Annotated in this window: 18 protein-coding genes and 1 pseudogene; 15 read left to right on the top strand and 4 right to left on the bottom strand. The window is 51.4% G+C overall.

Features of this window, described 5'->3' with window-relative positions:
* Positions 1-17: 17 nt before the first annotated feature.
* Together HU720_RS02660 and HU720_RS02655 are read left to right on the top strand one after the other, a co-directional pair.
* Positions 18-533, top strand: a pseudogene (locus HU720_RS02660) (IS66 family transposase); the annotation flags it as partial.
* A 49-nt stretch (positions 534-582) separates the two neighbouring features.
* Entirely contained in the window at positions 583-1,188 is a 606-nt protein-coding gene (locus HU720_RS02655; RefSeq protein ID WP_186517037.1) for a hypothetical protein, read from the top strand.
* Positions 1,189-1,425: 237 nt separating this feature from the next.
* On the opposite strand, the gene HU720_RS02650 is transcribed toward HU720_RS02655, so the two are convergent.
* Complete coding sequence (locus tag HU720_RS02650; RefSeq protein ID WP_186517035.1) at positions 1,426-1,797, bottom strand: histone-like nucleoid-structuring protein, MvaT/MvaU family; 372 nt, start codon at positions 1,795-1,797, stop codon at positions 1,426-1,428.
* A 479-nt stretch (positions 1,798-2,276) separates the two neighbouring features.
* On the opposite strand from HU720_RS02650, the gene HU720_RS02645 reads away from it, so the two are divergent.
* The 6 genes from HU720_RS02645 to HU720_RS02620 all read left to right on the top strand — a co-directional run bounded on the left by HU720_RS02645 (position 2,277) and on the right by HU720_RS02620 (position 6,846).
* The gene (locus HU720_RS02645) at positions 2,277-3,029 is read left to right on the top strand and encodes an alpha/beta hydrolase (RefSeq protein ID WP_186517034.1); all 753 of its coding nucleotides are present in this window, start codon (positions 2,277-2,279) and stop codon (positions 3,027-3,029) included.
* Positions 3,030-3,732: 703 nt separating this feature from the next.
* The gene (locus HU720_RS02640; protein WP_122388558.1) at positions 3,733-4,065 is read left to right on the top strand and encodes a carboxymuconolactone decarboxylase family protein; all 333 of its coding nucleotides are present in this window, start codon (positions 3,733-3,735) and stop codon (positions 4,063-4,065) included.
* A 93-nt stretch (positions 4,066-4,158) separates the two neighbouring features.
* Complete coding sequence (locus HU720_RS02635; RefSeq protein ID WP_186517033.1) at positions 4,159-4,854, top strand: DsbA family oxidoreductase; 696 nt, start codon at positions 4,159-4,161, stop codon at positions 4,852-4,854.
* Positions 4,855-4,905: 51 nt separating this feature from the next.
* Positions 4,906-5,454, top strand: coding sequence for an OsmC family protein (locus HU720_RS02630; RefSeq protein ID WP_186517032.1), 549 nt, complete (start codon positions 4,906-4,908; stop codon positions 5,452-5,454).
* An 88-nt stretch (positions 5,455-5,542) separates the two neighbouring features.
* Positions 5,543-5,878, top strand: a complete 336-nt coding sequence (locus tag HU720_RS02625; RefSeq protein ID WP_186517031.1) for a thioredoxin family protein — start codon at positions 5,543-5,545, stop codon at positions 5,876-5,878.
* Positions 5,879-5,952: 74 nt separating this feature from the next.
* Entirely contained in the window at positions 5,953-6,846 is an 894-nt protein-coding gene (locus tag HU720_RS02620; protein WP_186517030.1) for a DMT family transporter, read from the top strand.
* Positions 6,847-6,938: 92 nt separating this feature from the next.
* On the opposite strand, the gene HU720_RS02615 is transcribed toward HU720_RS02620, so the two are convergent.
* Complete coding sequence (locus HU720_RS02615; RefSeq protein WP_100633724.1) at positions 6,939-7,397, bottom strand: Lrp/AsnC family transcriptional regulator; 459 nt, start codon at positions 7,395-7,397, stop codon at positions 6,939-6,941.
* 176 nt (positions 7,398-7,573) lie between these two features.
* Between HU720_RS02615 and metC the strand changes: the two genes are divergently transcribed.
* The 4 genes from metC (at position 7,574) to HU720_RS02595 (ending at position 12,059) form a co-directional block, all read left to right on the top strand.
* Complete coding sequence (gene metC / locus HU720_RS02610; RefSeq protein ID WP_186517029.1) at positions 7,574-8,758, top strand: cystathionine beta-lyase; 1,185 nt, start codon at positions 7,574-7,576, stop codon at positions 8,756-8,758.
* 123 nt (positions 8,759-8,881) lie between these two features.
* A complete protein-coding gene (locus HU720_RS02605) occupies positions 8,882-10,312 on the top strand; it encodes an amino acid permease (RefSeq protein WP_186517027.1) in 1,431 nt (476 codons plus the stop codon).
* A 76-nt stretch (positions 10,313-10,388) separates the two neighbouring features.
* Entirely contained in the window at positions 10,389-11,579 is a 1,191-nt protein-coding gene (locus tag HU720_RS02600) for an FAD/NAD(P)-binding oxidoreductase (protein WP_186517025.1), read from the top strand.
* 30 nt (positions 11,580-11,609) lie between these two features.
* The gene (locus tag HU720_RS02595) at positions 11,610-12,059 is read left to right on the top strand and encodes a DUF1641 domain-containing protein (RefSeq protein WP_186517023.1); all 450 of its coding nucleotides are present in this window, start codon (positions 11,610-11,612) and stop codon (positions 12,057-12,059) included.
* A gap of 83 nt (positions 12,060-12,142) precedes the next feature.
* Here HU720_RS02595 and HU720_RS02590 read toward each other — a convergent pair whose 3' ends face one another.
* Together HU720_RS02590 and HU720_RS02585 are read right to left on the bottom strand one after the other, a co-directional pair.
* A complete protein-coding gene (locus tag HU720_RS02590; protein WP_014860748.1) occupies positions 12,143-12,343 on the bottom strand; it encodes a YbdD/YjiX family protein in 201 nt (66 codons plus the stop codon).
* Between the two features lie 14 nt (positions 12,344-12,357).
* Positions 12,358-14,415, bottom strand: coding sequence for a carbon starvation CstA family protein (locus HU720_RS02585; RefSeq protein WP_100633715.1), 2,058 nt, complete (start codon positions 14,413-14,415; stop codon positions 12,358-12,360).
* Between the two features lie 295 nt (positions 14,416-14,710).
* Between HU720_RS02585 and HU720_RS02580 the strand changes: the two genes are divergently transcribed.
* The 3 genes from HU720_RS02580 (at position 14,711) to HU720_RS02570 (ending at position 18,209) form a co-directional block, all read left to right on the top strand.
* Entirely contained in the window at positions 14,711-16,072 is a 1,362-nt protein-coding gene (locus HU720_RS02580) for a cache domain-containing protein (RefSeq protein ID WP_122388547.1), read from the top strand.
* A gap of 33 nt (positions 16,073-16,105) precedes the next feature.
* Complete coding sequence (locus HU720_RS02575) at positions 16,106-16,747, top strand: response regulator transcription factor (protein ID WP_186517021.1); 642 nt, start codon at positions 16,106-16,108, stop codon at positions 16,745-16,747.
* 886 nt (positions 16,748-17,633) lie between these two features.
* Entirely contained in the window at positions 17,634-18,209 is a 576-nt protein-coding gene (locus HU720_RS02570; protein WP_100633709.1) for a TetR/AcrR family transcriptional regulator, read from the top strand.
* Positions 18,210-18,610: the final 401 nt, after the last annotated feature.

Genomic DNA, 18,610 nt, shown 5'->3' with positions numbered 1-18,610 from the left:
CTACCCGGCAGCCCTGGTGCCGTCAGTGCGAAACACTAATCCAGGCGCCGGTACCGGCGCAGGTTATAGACAAAGGTATCCCGACCGCAGGCTTGCTGGCTCACGTGATGGTGGCCAAATTTGCCGATCACCTGCCGCTGTATCGGCAGGAGAAAATCTTTGGCCGCGCCGGGCTGGCAATCGCCCGCTCGACCTTGGCCCAGTGGGTCGGGCAAACCGGCGTGCGACTCCACCCGCTGGTCGATGCGTTGCGTGAAGCAGTGCTGAGCCAGGGCGTGATCCACGCCGATGAAACACCCGTGCAAATGCTTGCGCCGGGCGAGAAGAAAACCCACCGGGCCTACGTCTGGGCCTACAGCACTACGCCGTTTTCGGCGCTCAAAGCGGTGGTTTACGACTTCAGCCCAAGCCGTGCTGGCGAGCATGCACGCAACTTCCTGGGTGATTGGAAGGGCAAGCTGGTCTGCGACGACTTCGCTGGATACAAGGCCGGTTTTGAGCAAGGCATCACTGAAATCGGCTGTATGGCTCACCAACGCACTCTTCCCCTCCTCAGCCGAGGATCCCATTCTCAGGGCACTCATGGGGCTGCCATGGGCTGAAATCAAGCTAGACGACGGGCTCAGAGGCACTCCTGCGTTCAGGCGAACCCTCGATCTTCCTGAGTACCATCCGAGCTACGTGAAAATTGCTCCGACCCACACCGCCTTCTATCGCGGCACGAACATCCTTGACGTGCAGGATTCGATTGATGGCGCAGCCGAGAGCGGGATTGTGGTGAAGATCCCTGACTTAGTGCTGTATGGCTCGGCAAGCAAGAGCGCGCCTCTTCACTTTCCCCACATAAACAACCTGCTCGACGAGAATGGCACTGTTGCCTTCGAAGCTGACACACTCATCAAACTCGCTCAACAGGGTGAGTTTCCGCTTTACCAGAAAGGCATCGGGGTTCTACGACGCGAGCCCGACCTGTTCGAAGTCTGTGAACTGACTGTCAAACATCCGGGGCTGGAGATGACAGGCGCTGGCTACACGAAGGGATGGTGCTATCGAAGACAGCAGGAAGGAACATGGCTTAGAGAGGCGAACGAGGGGGAGTGCGACTGCGGTAGCGAGATAACTCACGGCGAGCACATTTCCGCGCTCCACATTGCCGAGGACTTTCTCAATGGCACTAACGCCGACTAGATCAGAGCCGCACTGTGCCCCCCCGAAGGCTTTCGAGTGAAAGAACAGAACAACCCTGGGCCACCCTGAAAGCATGTAGTCCAACTCCGGAAACTCCACCTTGACTGCAAACTGGCATAGCAAAACCCCTACTGCCGAAGGCGCAGAAGTTCCTTTTCGACCTGGCCTTCAAAATCCCATATATCCCTATCCCATAAAAAAGGGCCCCGCAGGGCCCTGATTTGTACTCAAACAGTGTTACTTAGCCAACCAGGATTCGACCTCTTCGGCACCGTGCTCAGCCTTCCACTCTTTGAGCTGCTTGTGATTGCCACCTTTAGTTTCGATGACTTCACCAGTATGCGGGTTTTTGTAATGCTTGACCTGGCGCGGCTTGCGATTGCCTTTTTCAGCAACTGCGGCAGGAGCTGCGCGGCGAGAAGCGGCTTGAGGATCGAGGATGGCAACAACGTTACGCAAGCTATAATTGTACTCGCCCAATAAGTTGCGAAGCTTTTTCTCAAATTCGATCTCGCGTTTGAGACCATCATCGTTTTTCAAGCTTTCCAGCTCAGCCAACTGTGCAGCGAGCTGTTGTTCAAGGGCGCGGAATTCAGCGAGCCTAGACATATCGGTTCCTTTTAGATTATTGGTTAGGCTCGTTTTGAGCCTCAGGCAGAGCCTGGTGAGACTGCACGAATAGTACGATGGCCGAAGCTGCCGTGTGAAGGGTGTAGGCCACCATGTGGCAGTCAATTTCTTTGGCAACAACCCCTTGGCCAGACCGGCCTCAGCATTGCGAATGACAAGATTGGTCTGACGCTGTCCGTGAAGTTCGGCATTTAACCGGGCGCTCCAATAGTAACGTATAAAACACGCTCTGGTGATCAGTCACCCCCCCTCAGTGCTTAGCACCGTGCAGCCCTGTGCCAGTTCGCCCCCCTCTAAAAATCGAGGCTGTCAATCACGATTGCAAGCACACCTACTAGATGGTAGGCTTCGATCTATTCGAGTTCGACCCTCAATTCCCTACCACCTTTGCGACAATTCACACACGCAAAACTCTCAGCAAGCCTACTCCAAGACCAATGCTTCCTACGGAGCTAAACATGACCAAACAGAAAATTACGTTTCCAAATTCCCAGGGCATGAACCTTTCAGGTCTGCTTGAGGCGCCTCAGTCACCTAAAGCTTACGCATTGTTCGCGCACTGTTTCACGTGTGGAAAAGATATAAAAGCAGCCGCCCGAATTGCCAAAGCGTTGGTAGACAATAATATCTCTGTGCTTCGATTTGACTTCACAGGTCTTGGTGGCAGTGATGGAGATTTCTCCAACAGTAATTTCTCTTCTAATGTTGCCGACTTAGTAGCTGCAACAGAATATTTGCGTAATTTCCACCAGGCACCATCCCTTTTGATTGGACACAGTTTAGGCGGCGCCGCAGTTATAGCAGCGGCCAAGCACATTCCAGAGGCAAAGGGGGTAGTTACAATCGGCGCTCCCGCCGATGCGTCCCATGTCATGAAACAGTTCAAAGGTCAGGTGGAAACCATCAGAGACATTGGTGAGTACAGCGTAACGCTTGCAGATAGACAATTCACAATAAAAAAGCAGTTTCTTGACGACATTGAGAGCCACCAGCAGGATAACAGTGCTGCGAACTTGAAACGTGCGCTTCTTGTCTTTCACTCCCCCACGGACAACATCGTATCGATAGAACAAGCGCAGAAGATTTACCAAGCAGCTAAACACCCTAAAAGCTTCATTTCACTGGATTCCGCCGACCATCTATTAACTAACAGTCGAGATGCGGAGTATGTTGCCTCATGCATTGCCGCCTGGAGCTCTAGATATCTATAACAGTGTTACTGCCTCGATCTAAAGGAATTGTCTTATGCGATACTGCTCAATTTTGGCCCTAAAGAAGGCTAGGGAACAAGGGAAAGAAACTCCCCTCTGCTGCGATAGTGAATCGGCACAGCGACAAGGGAAAGAGAGTGCCAGTAGCAGTTCTTGGTCTATGATATTTCTCATCATATTAGTGGCGTTTTTTGCGTTAGCTCTAATGCAATCGTCCTAATCCCAGCGTTAGCGTAGGTGCGAGAATTCTGCATAGGGCTGGCACCCTACTCTTCAGCGGTCGCAAGGCTGTGTTGTTGCCGCCACCAATGACGAGCTCAATCGTGAAGCCATCCTAGACACCTAACGAATGGCCGTAGCTCCCCTTCAGACCAATTCCGCCAGTCGAGTCGATCACGTACAGCATCGGCTCACTCATATCCACTGCGGGAAACGGCTAAGCGGCAGGGGTGAGGAAAGCACAGGTAGCTCAGCATCCACAGCGCTCCGTGACCGCCGGAAGCTTCTGAAAGCCAGATATCAAGCCAAGTCCAGCCGACCAGACACAGAGGCTCGGCGCAAGTGATTGCGCCTGTTGGCTGGGAAATCCTAATAAATGAAACAGAATTGCTATTCCTACCTACTAGGTGGTAGGCTTGTTTTCCTTTCCCGCAACCATACTAAATGTTTAATTTCTACGCCTTGGCGTAGCTGAGAGGATCACATGCAAGATTGGAAACAGGCCCGACAAGACATCAACGCCCGCGTTATGCAGCTTGGCTCGCTTTCGCCAGAAACCATTAAAGGTGTAATGGCACTAGGTGGGGCTGGCGCAAAAACCAATCACCTAGACGCGAAAACCCGCGAGCTGATTTCTCTTGCGGTAGCGGTGACCACTCGCTGCGACGGCTGCATTGCTTTCCATGTAGCCGAAGCTAAGAAGCTTGGTGTTACGGTTGAGGAGGTCTCAGAAGCTCTGGGAGTCGCAATCAACATGAACGCAGGCGCAGCTCTGGTTTATAGCACCCATGTGCTAGACGCCTTCGACAAAGAATGACCTAAAGGGGCTGTTTTCCTAATGAGCAGCCATCCTTTTCCCGTCCGCGCCCAGACTAATAACTGGGCTGCTGAATCTTTCAGGTGATACAAAATGAGCGCAGAATCCAAATTGATCACCATTTACGTTTGGTCGGACTTCGTCTGCCCTTGGTGCTGGATTGCGAAGCGCCGGTTCGAGATTGCCCTCGCCGATTTCGAGCACAAGGACTTGGTTCAAGTTAACTACAAGGCATTTCGACTCGCTGCTGGCCAAAAAGCTGCACCGATAAAACAGGTTCTTGCGCAGAAGTTTGGCAACGAGCAGTCTGCCAAGGGGATGATCCAGGCTGTTGTTGCGAACGCCACAGAAACAGGCCTCGTTTACAACTTTGACACTATGCTTTTTGGAGACACCACAAAAGCACATGCTCTCGTCAAAGCAGTCGACGATAACGACATCAAAAAGGCTCTCAGCGAACGCCTTTATAAGGCCTGCACCACAGATGGACGCTCGATCTTCGAAGTGAACTCATTAGCGGAAATTGCGGGAGAAGTCGGCCTTTCAGAAAGTTTCGTCCAGAATGCCTGGAATGATGAGACGCTGCCTTACCTAGTCGCCAAGGATGAGAAAGAGGCTCGTGAGGTCGCAAACGGCGTTCCTCTGTTTGTCTTCAACAACGGCTTCTACATTTCGGGAGCCCAAACCGTTGACGCATTCAAACTGGCGCTACAACGAATGCATTCGGATGCCACCGAAGATGAATCTTTTCAAGGGCAGACCTGCGGCCTAAACGGATGTGACAGCTGATGAACATGCTCGCACATTAACGATAAATATTAATTTCTGTAGGCCGTCAGTATGAACAACATTGTGAATGGTATCGACGTTACTAATCTAGAGAACTTCGCTCGCGAAGTAGCGGCGGATGACACAAAAGCTGAAGTCCGCTTCAATGTCCAGACTAAGTGGATGGGCCAAACCAAAAGCGTTACGAATGTTACTCAATGCAGGCTTGCCGGTCGGCAAATAGCGCGAGACTTCCAGATCGTCTCGGACGAGCCTGTTGAGCTGCTGGGTGAGAATACAGCTCCCGGCCCAATGGAGCTGCTGCTTGCCGCCCTGAATGCTTGTATGTCGGTGGGTTACGCAACAGGCGCTGCGGCGAGGGGCATCAAAATCAAGAGTCTTGAAATTGAAACGGACACTAATCTAGATCTACGTGGATTCTTGGGTCTTGATGAAAGCCTCAACCCTGGCATAAATGAAATTAACTACAAAGTAAAAATTTGCGCAGACGCGCCTCAGGATCAAATTGAGGAGCTTCATGCACACGTCATTAAAACCTCGCCAAACTTCCATAATATGGCGAGAGAAATCAAAGTATCGCCTAAACTAGAGATCATATAATATCTGGCAGCATCATCGCTGAAGGGACGCCAAAGTACTACCTGGCGGCCCTACGCAGCACTTTAAGAACAAGCTTGGATATGTTTCTATGAATGACACTCATGACTTAGATGCAGACGGGCTGTATAGAGAACTTAGCGTACCCCATAGACTTTTTGTGGTCTACTTCTCTGCTCCTTGGTGCGGCCCGTGCACCGGAATGAAGCCAGTCTTCCAAAAGCTCGCTGACGCCTACTCTCAGCTCGCGTCATTCAGACACGTTGATGTCGCCCTGTCCCCCACGGTTGCGAAAGCATTAAATATTCACGGCGTTCCTTCAATCGCAGTATTTAGAGAGGGGATTCTCTCTAAGTTGATCATGGGTGCGAATTCATACAGGGAGTTGCAGAAAGCTCTGGAAATTGAATTCAAATACATGGACTGAAGCGACCTTTAAGGTTGACACTCTATAACAGATTCTCGGTTGGAAATCTGACCCTACCCAGTGGAAGACTTCTCTTGAATACACGTCTATCTGCCGCTCTCACCACCAAAAAAACACAACGCGTTGTCATTCTCACCGCTATCGCTTTGACCGCCTTTGCTGCGAACTCAGTGCTGTGCCGCGTCGCACTGCGCCACAGCGCTATCGATCCGATCAGCTTCAGTGTCATACGTTTGGTGAGTGGTGCACTGATCCTATGGGTGATTCTTAAGTTTCAGCGGCCAGTAAAAAAGGCGACAGGTTCCTGGGGGGGAGCTGTATCACTCTATGTTTATGCCTTTGCGTTTTCCTACGCGTACCTGAAACTAGACACCGGTACCGGCGCACTTGTTCTGTTCGGCGCAGTGCAGCTAACCATGCTCGGGTACGGAGTTCTGCAGGGAGAGCGTATGGGCGTCTTGGCACTGCTAGGCCTAGTGTTGGCGGTTACTGGCCTTGTCGTGCTGCTTCTTCCTGGATCCAGCGCTCCGCCGCTGACAAGCGTAGTAATAATGCTAGCATCAGGGGTGGCATGGGGGGTCTACTCAATACTCGGTAAAGGCTTAACTGATCCGTTGGCGGCTACAGCTGGCAACTTCATGATGTCTGTGCCGCTAATCATGCTTACCTCCCTGCCCTTCATATCCTCTTTCCATGCAGACGTTGTCGGTATTACCTCTGCCGTCGTATCAGGCACAATCGCATCAGGCGCGGGATACGCTATCTGGTACGCGGCGGTTCGACATCTCTCATCTTTTCGCGCAGCTACGGTACAACTGACCGTGCCAGTGATTGCCTCCATCGCCGGAGTTCTACTGCTAGGGGAAACCTTTACTACTCGACTTGGCCTAAGCTCCCTCACAGTACTAGGTGGCATTGCCCTGGTACTGTCAGCTAAGCAAACAGCTTCATTAAAGCCGAGAGACTGAAAAGCATCGACACGTGCAGCACAGTCGATCTTAGGCTGCACGCACTGCATCAATCGCTGAGGCAAGTTCCACATCGCGCGTAACCTTGGCACTCACAAAGGAAGAGTCGGGCACCTTTTGATCTCTTTGAGAGAAAAGCCCGTATACATCTCCTTAATATTTCCCAAGCGGCGGATCTTATACATAGCCAGCTGATGGAAATCGTCCATGTCTTTAACCACCACCTGAAGTAAATAGTCATACTTCCCAGATATGTTATGACAGGAAATCACACTTGGAAGTGAATTGATTCCCTTCTCAAAGTTGTCCATCGCCTCCTCAGAATGCGTATCCAACGTAATACTGATGAAAGCAAAAACATTCAAACCAATAGCTTTTCGGTTAAGGGAAGCGTGATACCCCTCGATCACCTCTTCTTCAAGCCGCTTCAATCGCTTCCAGCTTGCAGGGGCCGAAAGCGAGACGCGAGCTGCAATCTCAGCGTTGGTGAGACGACCGTTCAACTGAACGATCTCAAGGATCATTCGATCCACCTTATCCAGCTCAATCATGGGCGCATCTCGGGCAATGGCAGAAAAATCTAAATTAATCGGATACGGAATTTTCCTAGACAGCCCTAATAATATTAACTAGAAAACCGCCATGCAAGAAATATACGAAAGAAAATTTCTCTAGGAAATAAATATAATTAACTGGTCTAGCCACGCATCGATCAGAGAGAAAAGCCTTGAATAACAATAAGTTAACCACCTCAAGCGCGACGGTGATTGCTCACGCAGGTAGCCATCCCGAAGACCACTACGGTTTCGTCAACCCTCCTATCTACCGAGGTTCGACAGTCGTTTTCCCAAGCGTCGACTGTATGCAGAATGGCGACCAGCGCTATCAGTACGGTCGATGGAACAATCCATCGACCGAGGCCCTGTGCGAAGCTATATCAACGCTGGAAGGCGCCACTGGGGCCGTTCTGTGCCCTTCCGGCCTATCCGCGTGCGTTACCGCGATATTGTCCGTTGTAGGCTCAGGCGACCATATTCTGGTACCGGACAGTGTTTATGCCCCGACACGCCATTTTTTGGATACTGCAGGAAAACGGCTGGGTATTCAGACAACCTACTACGACCCTCAAATTGGAGCGGGCATCTCCGAACTTTTCCAATCTAATACTGAGGCGGTGTTTACTGAGTCCCCAGGCTCTCACACCTTTGAAATTCAAGACATCCCGGCAATCGCCAAGGCCGCACACGCCCATGGCGCACTGGTTCTGCTCGATAACACCTGGGCGACGCCGCTTTACTTCAAAGCGATCGATCATGGCGTTGATCTCTCGATTATGGCTGCCACCAAGTATATCGTTGGTCACTCTGATGCCCTTATCGGCACCATCGCCGCATCATCACGCGCATGGCCGCAACTGAAAGCCTACCATTTCCAATCGGGCACATATGTGAGCCCGGACGACGCGAATCTGGCACTGCGAGGACTTCGGACATTAGACGTTCGTCTGGAGCGACATCAACGCAGCGCCCTGTGCGTGGCAAAATGGTTGGAAGAGCAAGACCAAGTTTCTCGTGTCATTTACCCTGGGCTACCATCCCACAAAAATCACTCCCTATGGCGCCGGGATTTTACAGGCGCAACCGGCCTCCTATCGTTTGTTACCAAATCCGCCCCCATTGAAGCAGTCAAAGCCCTTCTTGATGATCTAAGTCTTTTCGGACTCGGCTATTCCTGGGGTGGTTTTGAGAGCCTAGCGATGACAGTAGATCCACGAAAAATGCGTACCACAACCACCTGGGAGGAAAAGGGTCACCTGATTAGACTTCATATCGGCTTGGAAAATGCAGAAGACCTGATCGCCGACCTCAAACTGGGCTTTGATAGATTCGATCTGATTTGCCATCAGGCTTAACATTGATCGAGCGTTAATTAACCGATTAAATAAATAAAGCCTTGCGCACGCTAAGACAGGGGGATCCGATAGGTTACCCCCCTTCTTCACGTACTGCCGAGAATAATAAAACCGGAGGCAATTGTGAGCATTTTTAGAACAAAAAGCTTAGACGAAATAAGCAAACTACAATCTTCAAAAATATCTCTAAAAAGGGTGCTCGGGCCCGTCGACCTTATATTTATCGGGGTGGGCGCCATTGTAGGAACAGGTATTTTTGTTTTAACGGGCACGGGCGCTCTAACAGCTGGGCCTGCACTGACAGTTTCGTTCATCATCGCTGCTTTAGCGTGTGGCTTTGCAGCACTCTGCTATTCAGAGTTTGCATCAAGCATTCCGGTAGCAGGCTCCGTCTACACCTACAGCTACTTCACACTCGGTGAGATTGTTGCATGGATGATCGGCTGGGATCTTATGCTTGAGTACGGGTTGGCTAGCGCCGCAGTATCTGTTGGGTGGTCTGGTTACTTCCAGTCTCTTCTAAGTGGGTTCGGACTTTCGTTACCCACCGTGTTGACTGCAGCACCCGGGGCGCTACCAGGCGTTAGTACCTTCTTCAACCTTCCTGCGTTTGTCATCATGATGGTAATCACGTGGCTGCTTTCTGTTGGAATACGTGAATCTGTAAAAATCAACAACATCATGGTGGCACTCAAAATTGCAGTCGTACTTTTGTTCATTATTGTCGGCGCCCGACACGTAAAGCCCGAAAACTGGCAGCCCTTTGCGCCTTTTGGATTCAATGGAATAATGAGCGCAGCAGCATTGGTCTTCTTTGCGTTCATTGGTTTTGACGCAGTATCTTCTGCAGCCGAGGAAGTCAAAAGACCCGAGCGTGATTTGCCTATCGGGATTATTGGTTCACTTGGTATATGCGCGATATTGTACGTCGTGGTGTCCATGATCATGACAGGTATCGTTCCATTCGGTGAGTTCCTCGGCGTCGACCATCCCGTCTCGCTAGCCCTCCAACATGCAGGTGAAAACTGGGTAGCAGGCTTTGTCGACTTGGGTGCTATCTTGGGGATGACCACGGTCGTGCTTGTAATGCTCTATGGGCAATCCAGAATTATTTTCGCTATGTCTCGCGATGGATTGGTGCCCTCTAAGTTTTCCGAAATTCACCCTAAATATGGAACACCATTCTTCACTACTTGGGTGATCGGCATAATTTTCGGCCTTATCGCAGCAGTAGTGCCATTAAATGTACTTGCTGAACTTATGAACATAGGCACGCTAGCCGCATTCTGCCTTATTTCATTTGCAGTAATCGTACTTAGGAAAAAGCGGCCCGATCTGCCACGTGCCTTCAAATGCCCTCTCGTACCGCTCGTACCAGCACTCGCGATTATTTTCTGCATTACGCTCATGTCGTATCTAAAACTGCACACATGGATTGCATTCGGAGCATGGCTGCTCATTGGTGCCGCAATCTACTTTCTATACGCCAAAAAACACTCAAAACTCAATACCTCTACGGATGGCGCACTGAACACAGGCATTCCCCCGGCCTAATCCGCTAGAGCCTCATTGTGGCCAGCCTCGCTCACAGCACGACTGGCCTTCGTTTAGCTAAAACTATGGAGAGCACATGTCCCATCGGATAATTATTGTCGGCGGCGGCATTGGCGGCACAATGACTGCCAATCACCTTGCCACCAAACTCTACCCTGAAATACGCAGTGGTAAAGTAGAAATCTTGATGTTGTCAAACTCCCCCTGGCACTACTACAAACCAGCCTTCATGTACATCGCCTTTGACAGCTTCTTCAAGAATGAACTCAGGCGGCCTCAGCGCAGCCTACTCCGCCCTGAGATTGACTTTCTTATTGAAGAGGTCGAGGAATTCCAATTCAATATAAACCGCGTGAAATGTAAGAGCGGAAAAGCATACGGATACGACCAACTCATTATCTCCACAGGGTGCATACCAAGCCCTGAACGAATCGACGGCCTAAAAGAAGGCGGTGATCACTTCTATCAGCATGAGCCTGCGCGGCAGCTTGCAGATAAGTTAAAGTCGATCGAAAAAGGTCGCATCCTAGTCACGGTAACATTCCCCAAGACGCCCAATGTACCTCATCAATGTGGTATTGCGCCCATTGAAACTACACTAATGCTTGACGACCTGCTACGTAAACGCGGCGTTAGAAACAAGGTGGAAATTGTCTACACGTACCCCACCGTAGCTCAACTGTTAAGAAACTGTCTTTTTTTGCAAAAGGACACCTGCGAAGTACTACCAAGCATATTTGAGCAAAGGGGCATCAAGCATCAAAGAAGCTTTACTCTCAACAGAGTTGATCCAGAAAGCAATATCGCCTTTTCAGAAGAGGGTGGGGCTGAAGATTTCGATATCCTTATGGCAACCCCACCTATCCGCGCCGTAGAGGCGGTCAGAAACTCCGGACTATCGCAAGCTGCAGACGATGAAGGGTGGCTCCCTACAAATTATCAAACCATGAAAGTCTATGGCTTAGAAAACGTCTATGTTTTGGGCGATACCGTTGATCTCCCCGTGAGCAAGGCCGGAGGCGCATGCCATAGCCAGTCCCCCGTTGTAGTAAATAACATAGCCTCCGAGCTTCGTTTCGGGCGGACTTGCGACAGTTACGAGGGCAAGGTTGCTGCAATTGCTCAGATGGGACTGGAGGCAGGAATGCCGCTCTGGTACGACTATGAAAGTGATGTAAAGCCTACGCCCCCCACTAAGGTTGGCGGACTTATGAGGAAAAGCTTCAATAGAGGCATATATTGGGCGGTCGCGCGCGGCCTGGTGTAACACGATCAATAATTTTACAGGACACCTCAGATGAGCTTACTCTCTGAACAAGGAAGCGCCTCGGAAAATCAACCGGGAGCGCCCTCGATTTTGGAATCGTTGGAACTTAGCGAGGCGGCGCTCGAAGGGCTCAGGCTGCTTGTCGTAAAGCTTGAGCCACTCTTGGCCGGAGATCGACTCTCAAGGCTGGTCGACCTAATGTCAGTTGCGACCGACATCGTCGACATGAGCGATTCTTACATGGTCGAAAAGCTAGCAAATGTCTTCGAAGAAGGCACGTCTGCTGCATGGTTAGCGGGTAACGCAGCTCGCGTCGCAAGCGCGCAAGTGAGCAAGCTTTCGGAACCCCCCTCTTTAATCCGTTTGCTTCGGATGACCTCTGATTCGGATGTCAGACGGGGACTAGCATTTGCGTTGGAATTTTCGGGAGCACTCGGAAAGCAACTAAACCATGGCGTTACCAACCATTTAGAAGACTGACACCGTTTTCGCAGACCAAGACGCAAAGCGCCCGATGCATTGCATCGGGCGCGATTGACTACGCAGATAAATACCTCAAGGTGCTAACAGCAACGTGGCTGACCGTTGCCGCCGCCATATCGAGCTTCCTGTCTCTCCCGAAAGAATTCCTCATATGACATCAGAGGTTTGTCAGGGTGCTTGTTCTGCATGTGCTCGACGTAGGTGTCGTAGTCAGGCATGCCCACCATCAGACGCGCTGCCTGACCCAGGTATTTACCGAGGCGACTCAGGTCATTGAACACGCTACCACCCTCCTTTATGCATCAGGCAGTGCTTGGTAAGGCGACTCTTTATCCGTCCGCTCCTTGCTACCCCACGCCGCAATCCCAACCTTGAGCGCGTAGAACAAAATGCTAAACATAACAAGCAAGAACAGGGCTGTGAGCGTAGCGTTCGTATAGGCGTTGAAGATCACATGCTGCATCTGCGAAATGTCCTTCGCCGGCGCCAAAATCTGACCATTGGCCTGCGCATCACTGTACTTACGGGCCAACGCCAGGAAGCCCATAGCAGGGTTAGCATCGAACAGTTTGATGAATCCCGCAGTTGTAGTGCAAATCAGCAGCCAAATCGCTGGTAGCAGGGTCACCCAAACATACCGATGACGCTTCATTTTGATAAGCACGACGGTACTTAGCATCAAAGCGATACCTGCCAACATCTGGTTGGAAATGCCGAACAGCGGCCAAAGCGTATTGATACCACCCAACGGATCGATCACGCCCTGGTAGAGCAGGTAGCCCCACAGTGCCACACAGCCAGCGGTGGCAATAAGGTTCGCCGTCCAGGACTCTGTGCGGCGTAGGGAAGGAACAAACGAACCTAACAAATCCTGCAGCATGAAGCGTCCTGCCCTGGTGCCAGCATCGACTGCGGTCAAGATAAACAGCGCTTCGAAGAGGATTGCAAAGTGGTACCAGAACGCCATGGTATTTTCACCCGGCAAGAGGTGGTGCAGGATTTGGGCAATACCTACAGCTAACGTCGGTGCACCTCCTGCCCGGGCAAGAATTGTGGTTTCACCGATATCTCGGGCAACAGCCTCAAGCTGATCAGGTGAAATTGTGAACCCCCAACTGCTAACCGTCTGCGCTACGGACACTGCATCACCACCAACGATAGCCGCAGGGCTGTTCATGGCGAAGTACACACCAGGCTCAATTACCGACGCAGCCACCATAGCCATGATCGCTACGAAGGACTCCATCAACATGCCACCGTAGCCGATGTAGCGGGCGTGGCCTTCGCTTGCGAGCAACTTAGGTGTTGTGCCAGAGGCTATCAGCGCGTGGAATCCCGAGACTGCACCGCAGGCAATGGTAATAAAGAGGAACGGGAACAAGCCGCCTTTCCACACCGGCCCCGTGCCATCGGTGAACTGAGTCAACGCCGGCATTTTCAGCTCGGGCATAGTGACGAGAATACCGACGGCAAGCGCGAGAATCGTGCCAATTTTGAGGAACGTGGACAGGTAGTCACGTGGTGCCAAGATCAGCCAGACGGGCAGCACCGCAGCGACGAAGCCGTAGCCAATCAGCATCCAGGTGATTTGAATACCGGTGAAGGTAAAAGCCTTGGCCCAAACTGGGTCAGCAGCAATCTGCCCCCCCAACCAAATTGAGCCCAACAGCAACAACACACCAATTACCGAGATCTCTCCGATGCGCCCGGGACGAACATAGCGCATGTAGACGCCCATAAACATGGCGATCGGAATGGTGGCCATGACGGTGAAGATACCCCAGGGGCTCTCAGCCAGCGCTTTGACCACAATCAGCGCTAATACGGCAAGGATGATGATCATGATCAGGAAGCAGCCAAACAGCGCGATCGTTCCTGGGACTCTGCCCATCTCCTCTCGCACTATGTCCCCCAAAGAGCGACCGTTGCGGCGGGTAGACAGGAATAGCACCATGAAGTCTTGTACCGCGCCGGCAAGCACCACGCCGGCTATCAGCCAAAGCGTTCCAGGCAAATAGCCCATCTGGGCAGCGAGTACTGGCCCAACCAAAGGCCCCGCACCAGCGATTGCAGCGAAGTGATGCCCGAAGAGCACGTGTTTGTTGGTCGGCACATAATCCAGGCCGTCGTTGTTGACAACGGCGGGAGTGGCCCGACGAGGGTCTAGCTGCATCACTTTCTCGGCGATGAACAGACTGTAGTATCGGTATGCAACGAGATAGATGGCGACTGCTGCGACTACGATCCAGAGAGCATTGATAGCTTCGCCACGGCGCAAGGCCACGACGCTCAGCGCGAATGCTCCCAGAACAGCCACGGCAAACCAGGCAATGTGTTTAGCCATATGGGTCATTACGTGTCTCCTGTCGACAGCCTGTAGGTCGTCGACCGTGATTTTTATATTTGTGTCCGCTTCGCGGCAGCGGCCAATATCCGCGTATACCCACCACAAATAAATCCGCAGAACTACGCCCACAAGCCTACGTAGTTCTACTGAGCTGCCGGCTATGCAATCGGGTCTTTCGACCGCTAGCCGCTTTCGGCTACTCGGTGCATCGGGGATTGACATAAGATGCTGGAGCCTCAGTGGTCTCCAACCGCAGCCCCCAAGACCGCTGGTCGAGTACAAGGTCTGGACAGGAGTAGGAATGCAGCTCAAACACAAAATTGTCGCCCTGGGGATCTTGCCACTTGTATTGGCTATTGCCGCTATCTGCGCGCTTGTCATCTCCCTGAACAACCAGCTGGGTGACCAGCAAGCACAACTGATCGAAGACAGTATTTTGGTCAGTAAGCGTGCAGAGCTGGAGAACTACGTAGCGATGGCAAGGAGCTTGATCGCCCCCCTCTATAACGATGGCCATGGTGACGAACATGCCAAGCAAAAAGTCCTAGACGAGCTGAGGAAGCTTAGCTTTGGTATAAATGGTTATTTTTTCGTCTACGATCGCCAAGGCCGCAGCCTGATGCATGCACGGCAGGCAGAGCTTGTCGGCAAAGACCTCATGGATATGAGAGATCCACACGGTCTGCTAGTGATTCAAGCGTTGCTGAAAAGTGCCAGGTCTGGAGAGGGCTTTCAACGCTATGCGTGGAATAAGCCTTCATCCGGAAGAGTGACCGAAAAGCTAGCGTACGTCGTAATGTTAAAACAATGGGGGTGGATGATCGGTACGGGCATCTACCTTGAAGACGTTGAGAAAGCCACTCGGCAAGCGCGCGATGAAGTGGCTCATGGCATCCGCAAGACGATGGTTTCAATTGCTGTCGTCGCCCTTGTGGCAGTCCTGTTCGTATTTGCAAGCGGGATGACGCTGAACCTGAGTGAGCATCGACTGGCCGACACCAAGCTACAACGCTTGAACCAGCGAATTGTCAGCCTTCAGGAAGAGGAGCGTTCGCGCGTTTCTCGCGAGCTTCACGATGGCATTAGCCAAGTTCTCGTGTCCATAAAATACAAACTTGAGCTAGCAGGCTTTCTGCTCGAAAACGAAGAAAGCCCAGGTGCAGTTATCTTGAAAGAGGCTACCGAGCGACTTGGAGAGGCCATCGGGGAGGTTCGGAGCATCTCACACGACCTTCGTTCTTCGCTCTTGGACACCCTGGGGCTTCCCGCCGCAATCGGACAATTATCTGATGAGTTCGAGCAGCGCAGTGGACTGCGGGTAACGTTCGAAACCAATGAGTTTGAATGCCTGCTGGACGATGGGGTACCCGTCTCGCTTTTTCGAATTGTTCAGGAAGCATTATCTAACATCGAGCGACACGCTCAAGCTCACCATGTAGCGATTACTTTGTTTGGAACCGAGAAATCTGTTCGCTTAAGAGTCATCGACGATGGAGTTGGCTTTAACGTCGATGAAGTTGAGCGTCGCCATGCCGGGATCGGACTAAGAAACATACGCGAACGCGTCGAACACATGGGTGGTCGATTTCATCTGGTATCTTCACCTGGCCGGAGTGAGGTCGACATTGAGATCCCAATGAGCATCCCTTGTAGAAAAGTTTGAACCACTTATTTCGATAACAATGGACACCCCCCTATGAGCCTATCAACAAAAATTCGTTTAGCCTTAGTCGATGACCACTCGCTTGTCCGCGACGGGATCAGGGCATTGCTTTCGGTAGTACCCAATGTGGCTGTTGTTGGTGAGGCCGAAAACGGCGCACGCGCCATGGAAATGGTTGAACAGTGCAAGCCAGACCTACTTCTAGTAGACATCAATCTACCAGACATAAACGGTCTTGTACTCACACGAAAAATACGCGAAAAGCATCCTTCATTGCGGGTTCTGGTGCTCAGCATGCACGACAGTAAAGAATACGTCAGCGAATCACTGCGTGCAGGCGCGAGCGGCTACGTGTTAAAAAACTCCCCTTCGAGAGAAATAGTTGCGGCGATTGAAGCGATCGCAACTGGAGGTACTTTTTACAGTGCCGAAATAGCACAAAAACTTCTCCTTGAAGACGGCGAGTCCAGCGAACTAACGCCCAGGGAGAGCCAAGTTCTTTATAAAATGGCTCAAGGACTGAACAACAAAGAAATGGCCCGTGAACTTAATATAAGCGTCAGAACAGTAGAGACGCACCGCCTGAGCATTCGACGAAAATTAAAAATCGACAAACCTGCAGCGCTAGTAAAATATGCAATCGATCATGGAATAATTTCCAGCCAACCACATTGAAAATGTGACGATAACCTAAACAACTATCTGGCTCGCCAAATTGTAATGAAATCGTACCATTTCTCGTGCGTTATTATACACCAGCCAGCCAACCAGCCAGCCGCGCACCAGCAGGACTGGCACAGCCACACTCCAGCTCACAAGGATGCAGCAGTGCCCCATTCCGTGTACCTCTGAATCCAAATTCCTTAGTACTGCCCCGCGACATAAGTGATGTCAGATGGCACCACCCATTGCAAGCCTACCTACTGGATGGTATCCTGCCTTCACAAGTCGGAGGAATTTACACGTGGACACAAACGATAAACCACCCACCCGAGCTACCTTTCGGTTCGGCATCAATCGATCGTCGGCTAATAAGCGAATGCGTTACATTGAAGGAACGCAAATCGATCCAAACGAATGCATTTTTTGCGTGCCCGACCTCAATGATGACGTCGTCGAATTAGGCAAGCGGGTGCCAGACGCAGAATCACCCCAGAAAACTCAGTGATCAAGCAAGGCGGCAAACGGCATGCCCCCCGTACTCCCGCTCTTGGTAAGCTTTTTCCCGCCCTGCCCTCCAAAAAATAGATAGCCTGGCTGGGAAGCCTCATTGCTCACGTATGGATTTTTATCTGCGCATTCGCAACCAATCCCAACAAAATTCGTTGATCCCGAACCAGTTTGCGTCTTAGCGTTTCTGGCTCATTTCGAAATGGCCTCAGATCAGCCGCCGCCTGGTGGATCGGTAGTCCTAAGCAGGCTCCTAGGCTCGCCAATCCCGCATGGAGCCTATTCGAGATGGGCGCTAAGGGTTAGGAAGCCCAGTGCGCGCATGGCGAGCGCTGTCTTATGAGGGGTGACTAATTTATGATGTCTGGATGACAAATTTGGATGCCGCATCATGAGTACACGTTCAGACCTTTTGACCAGCGCTGAAATTCTGTTGCGCACGAAGGGCTACGCAGCCTTCAGCTATGCCGACTTGGCAGAGGAAATTGGCATCAAGAAGGCGAGTATTCATCATCATTTCCCGACCAAGGAAGGCATGGCAATTGCCATCGTCGAAAGCTATCTGTTTCGTTTCAAGAAGCAGTTGAATGCCATCAATGATGAAAATATTGGCGTTGTTGACCGGTTGAACGCCTTTGCTCTTATGTTCGCGCACAGTAGTGAAAATGGAATGCTTCCACTCTGCGGGGCGTTGGCTGCAGAGCTGCTGGCCTTACCTGAAAGCCTCAAGGCGATAACAAAGGATTTTTTCGAAATCCATCTCACTTGGCTTCAAGATAACATCAAGCATGGCCAGGTTCTGGGTGAGCTTAAGGCCGACCTAGACGTTACGAAGGTTTCAAGATTTATATTGAATGCCCTGGAGGGTGCCAGCTTTGTGTCTTGGGCCATGAACGATGATTACCAGAAGTCTTCTGGGTTTGATTTGATTCTGGCTGGGCTTTTGAATTCTGAAACTAAACATTGATAGTAACCGTCCGGCCAACACATCTTCCCGCCCCACCCGCTGCAAGCCATGGTGTCCACCTAATCGAGTGGACACCATCGCCCTCAATACTGGAGTTTTGAAGGTGCGTTCTTCGACCTCTTACGTGACTCGAACAGGGCCATCTTTCCCTAGCATACGCCTGTATCCGTCCAGCAATTCGCTGAGGGCGTTCGCGACGCCCTCGCCATAGCAACCCGAGGCGCGCCCCAGACGTCACTGACGATTATGCTTTCCATTCCACTCGCTCTAACGCTCAAAGACCGAAAAGGCATCGCCAGGGCAATAGGCCATCAATGCACAGGAACAACTCGAAGCTCAATCTAAAGCAGACGGGGGTTATCCATTGCTGGCCCACAATCAAGAAATCCCGCTACGGTACT

It is taken from the genome of Pseudomonas sp. SWRI51, from assembly GCF_014268825.1.
Taxonomy (GTDB): domain Bacteria; phylum Pseudomonadota; class Gammaproteobacteria; order Pseudomonadales; family Pseudomonadaceae; genus Aquipseudomonas; species Aquipseudomonas farsensis.
The sequence above is the reverse complement of the archived record's forward strand: the minus strand, read 5'-3'. Positions and strand labels throughout refer to the sequence as shown.

Coding starts and splice junctions, on each gene's coding strand:
- HU720_RS02570 (WP_100633709.1), top strand. CDS start 17,634: ATGAGTACACGTTCAGACCTTTTGACCAGCGCTGAAATTCTGTTGCGC.
- HU720_RS02595 (WP_186517023.1), top strand. CDS start 11,610: ATGAGCTTACTCTCTGAACAAGGAAGCGCCTCGGAAAATCAACCGGGA.
- HU720_RS02655 (WP_186517037.1), top strand. CDS start 583: ATGGGGCTGCCATGGGCTGAAATCAAGCTAGACGACGGGCTCAGAGGC.
- HU720_RS02640 (WP_122388558.1), top strand. CDS start 3,733: ATGCAAGATTGGAAACAGGCCCGACAAGACATCAACGCCCGCGTTATG.
- HU720_RS02635 (WP_186517033.1), top strand. CDS start 4,159: ATGAGCGCAGAATCCAAATTGATCACCATTTACGTTTGGTCGGACTTC.
- HU720_RS02580 (WP_122388547.1), top strand. CDS start 14,711: ATGCAGCTCAAACACAAAATTGTCGCCCTGGGGATCTTGCCACTTGTA.
- HU720_RS02650 (WP_186517035.1), bottom strand. CDS start 1,797: ATGTCTAGGCTCGCTGAATTCCGCGCCCTTGAACAACAGCTCGCTGCA.
- HU720_RS02600 (WP_186517025.1), top strand. CDS start 10,389: ATGTCCCATCGGATAATTATTGTCGGCGGCGGCATTGGCGGCACAATG.
- HU720_RS02645 (WP_186517034.1), top strand. CDS start 2,277: ATGACCAAACAGAAAATTACGTTTCCAAATTCCCAGGGCATGAACCTT.
- HU720_RS02615 (WP_100633724.1), bottom strand. CDS start 7,397: ATGATTGAGCTGGATAAGGTGGATCGAATGATCCTTGAGATCGTTCAG.
- HU720_RS02585 (WP_100633715.1), bottom strand. CDS start 14,415: ATGACCCATATGGCTAAACACATTGCCTGGTTTGCCGTGGCTGTTCTG.
- HU720_RS02575 (WP_186517021.1), top strand. CDS start 16,106: ATGAGCCTATCAACAAAAATTCGTTTAGCCTTAGTCGATGACCACTCG.
- HU720_RS02630 (WP_186517032.1), top strand. CDS start 4,906: ATGAACAACATTGTGAATGGTATCGACGTTACTAATCTAGAGAACTTC.
- HU720_RS02625 (WP_186517031.1), top strand. CDS start 5,543: ATGAATGACACTCATGACTTAGATGCAGACGGGCTGTATAGAGAACTT.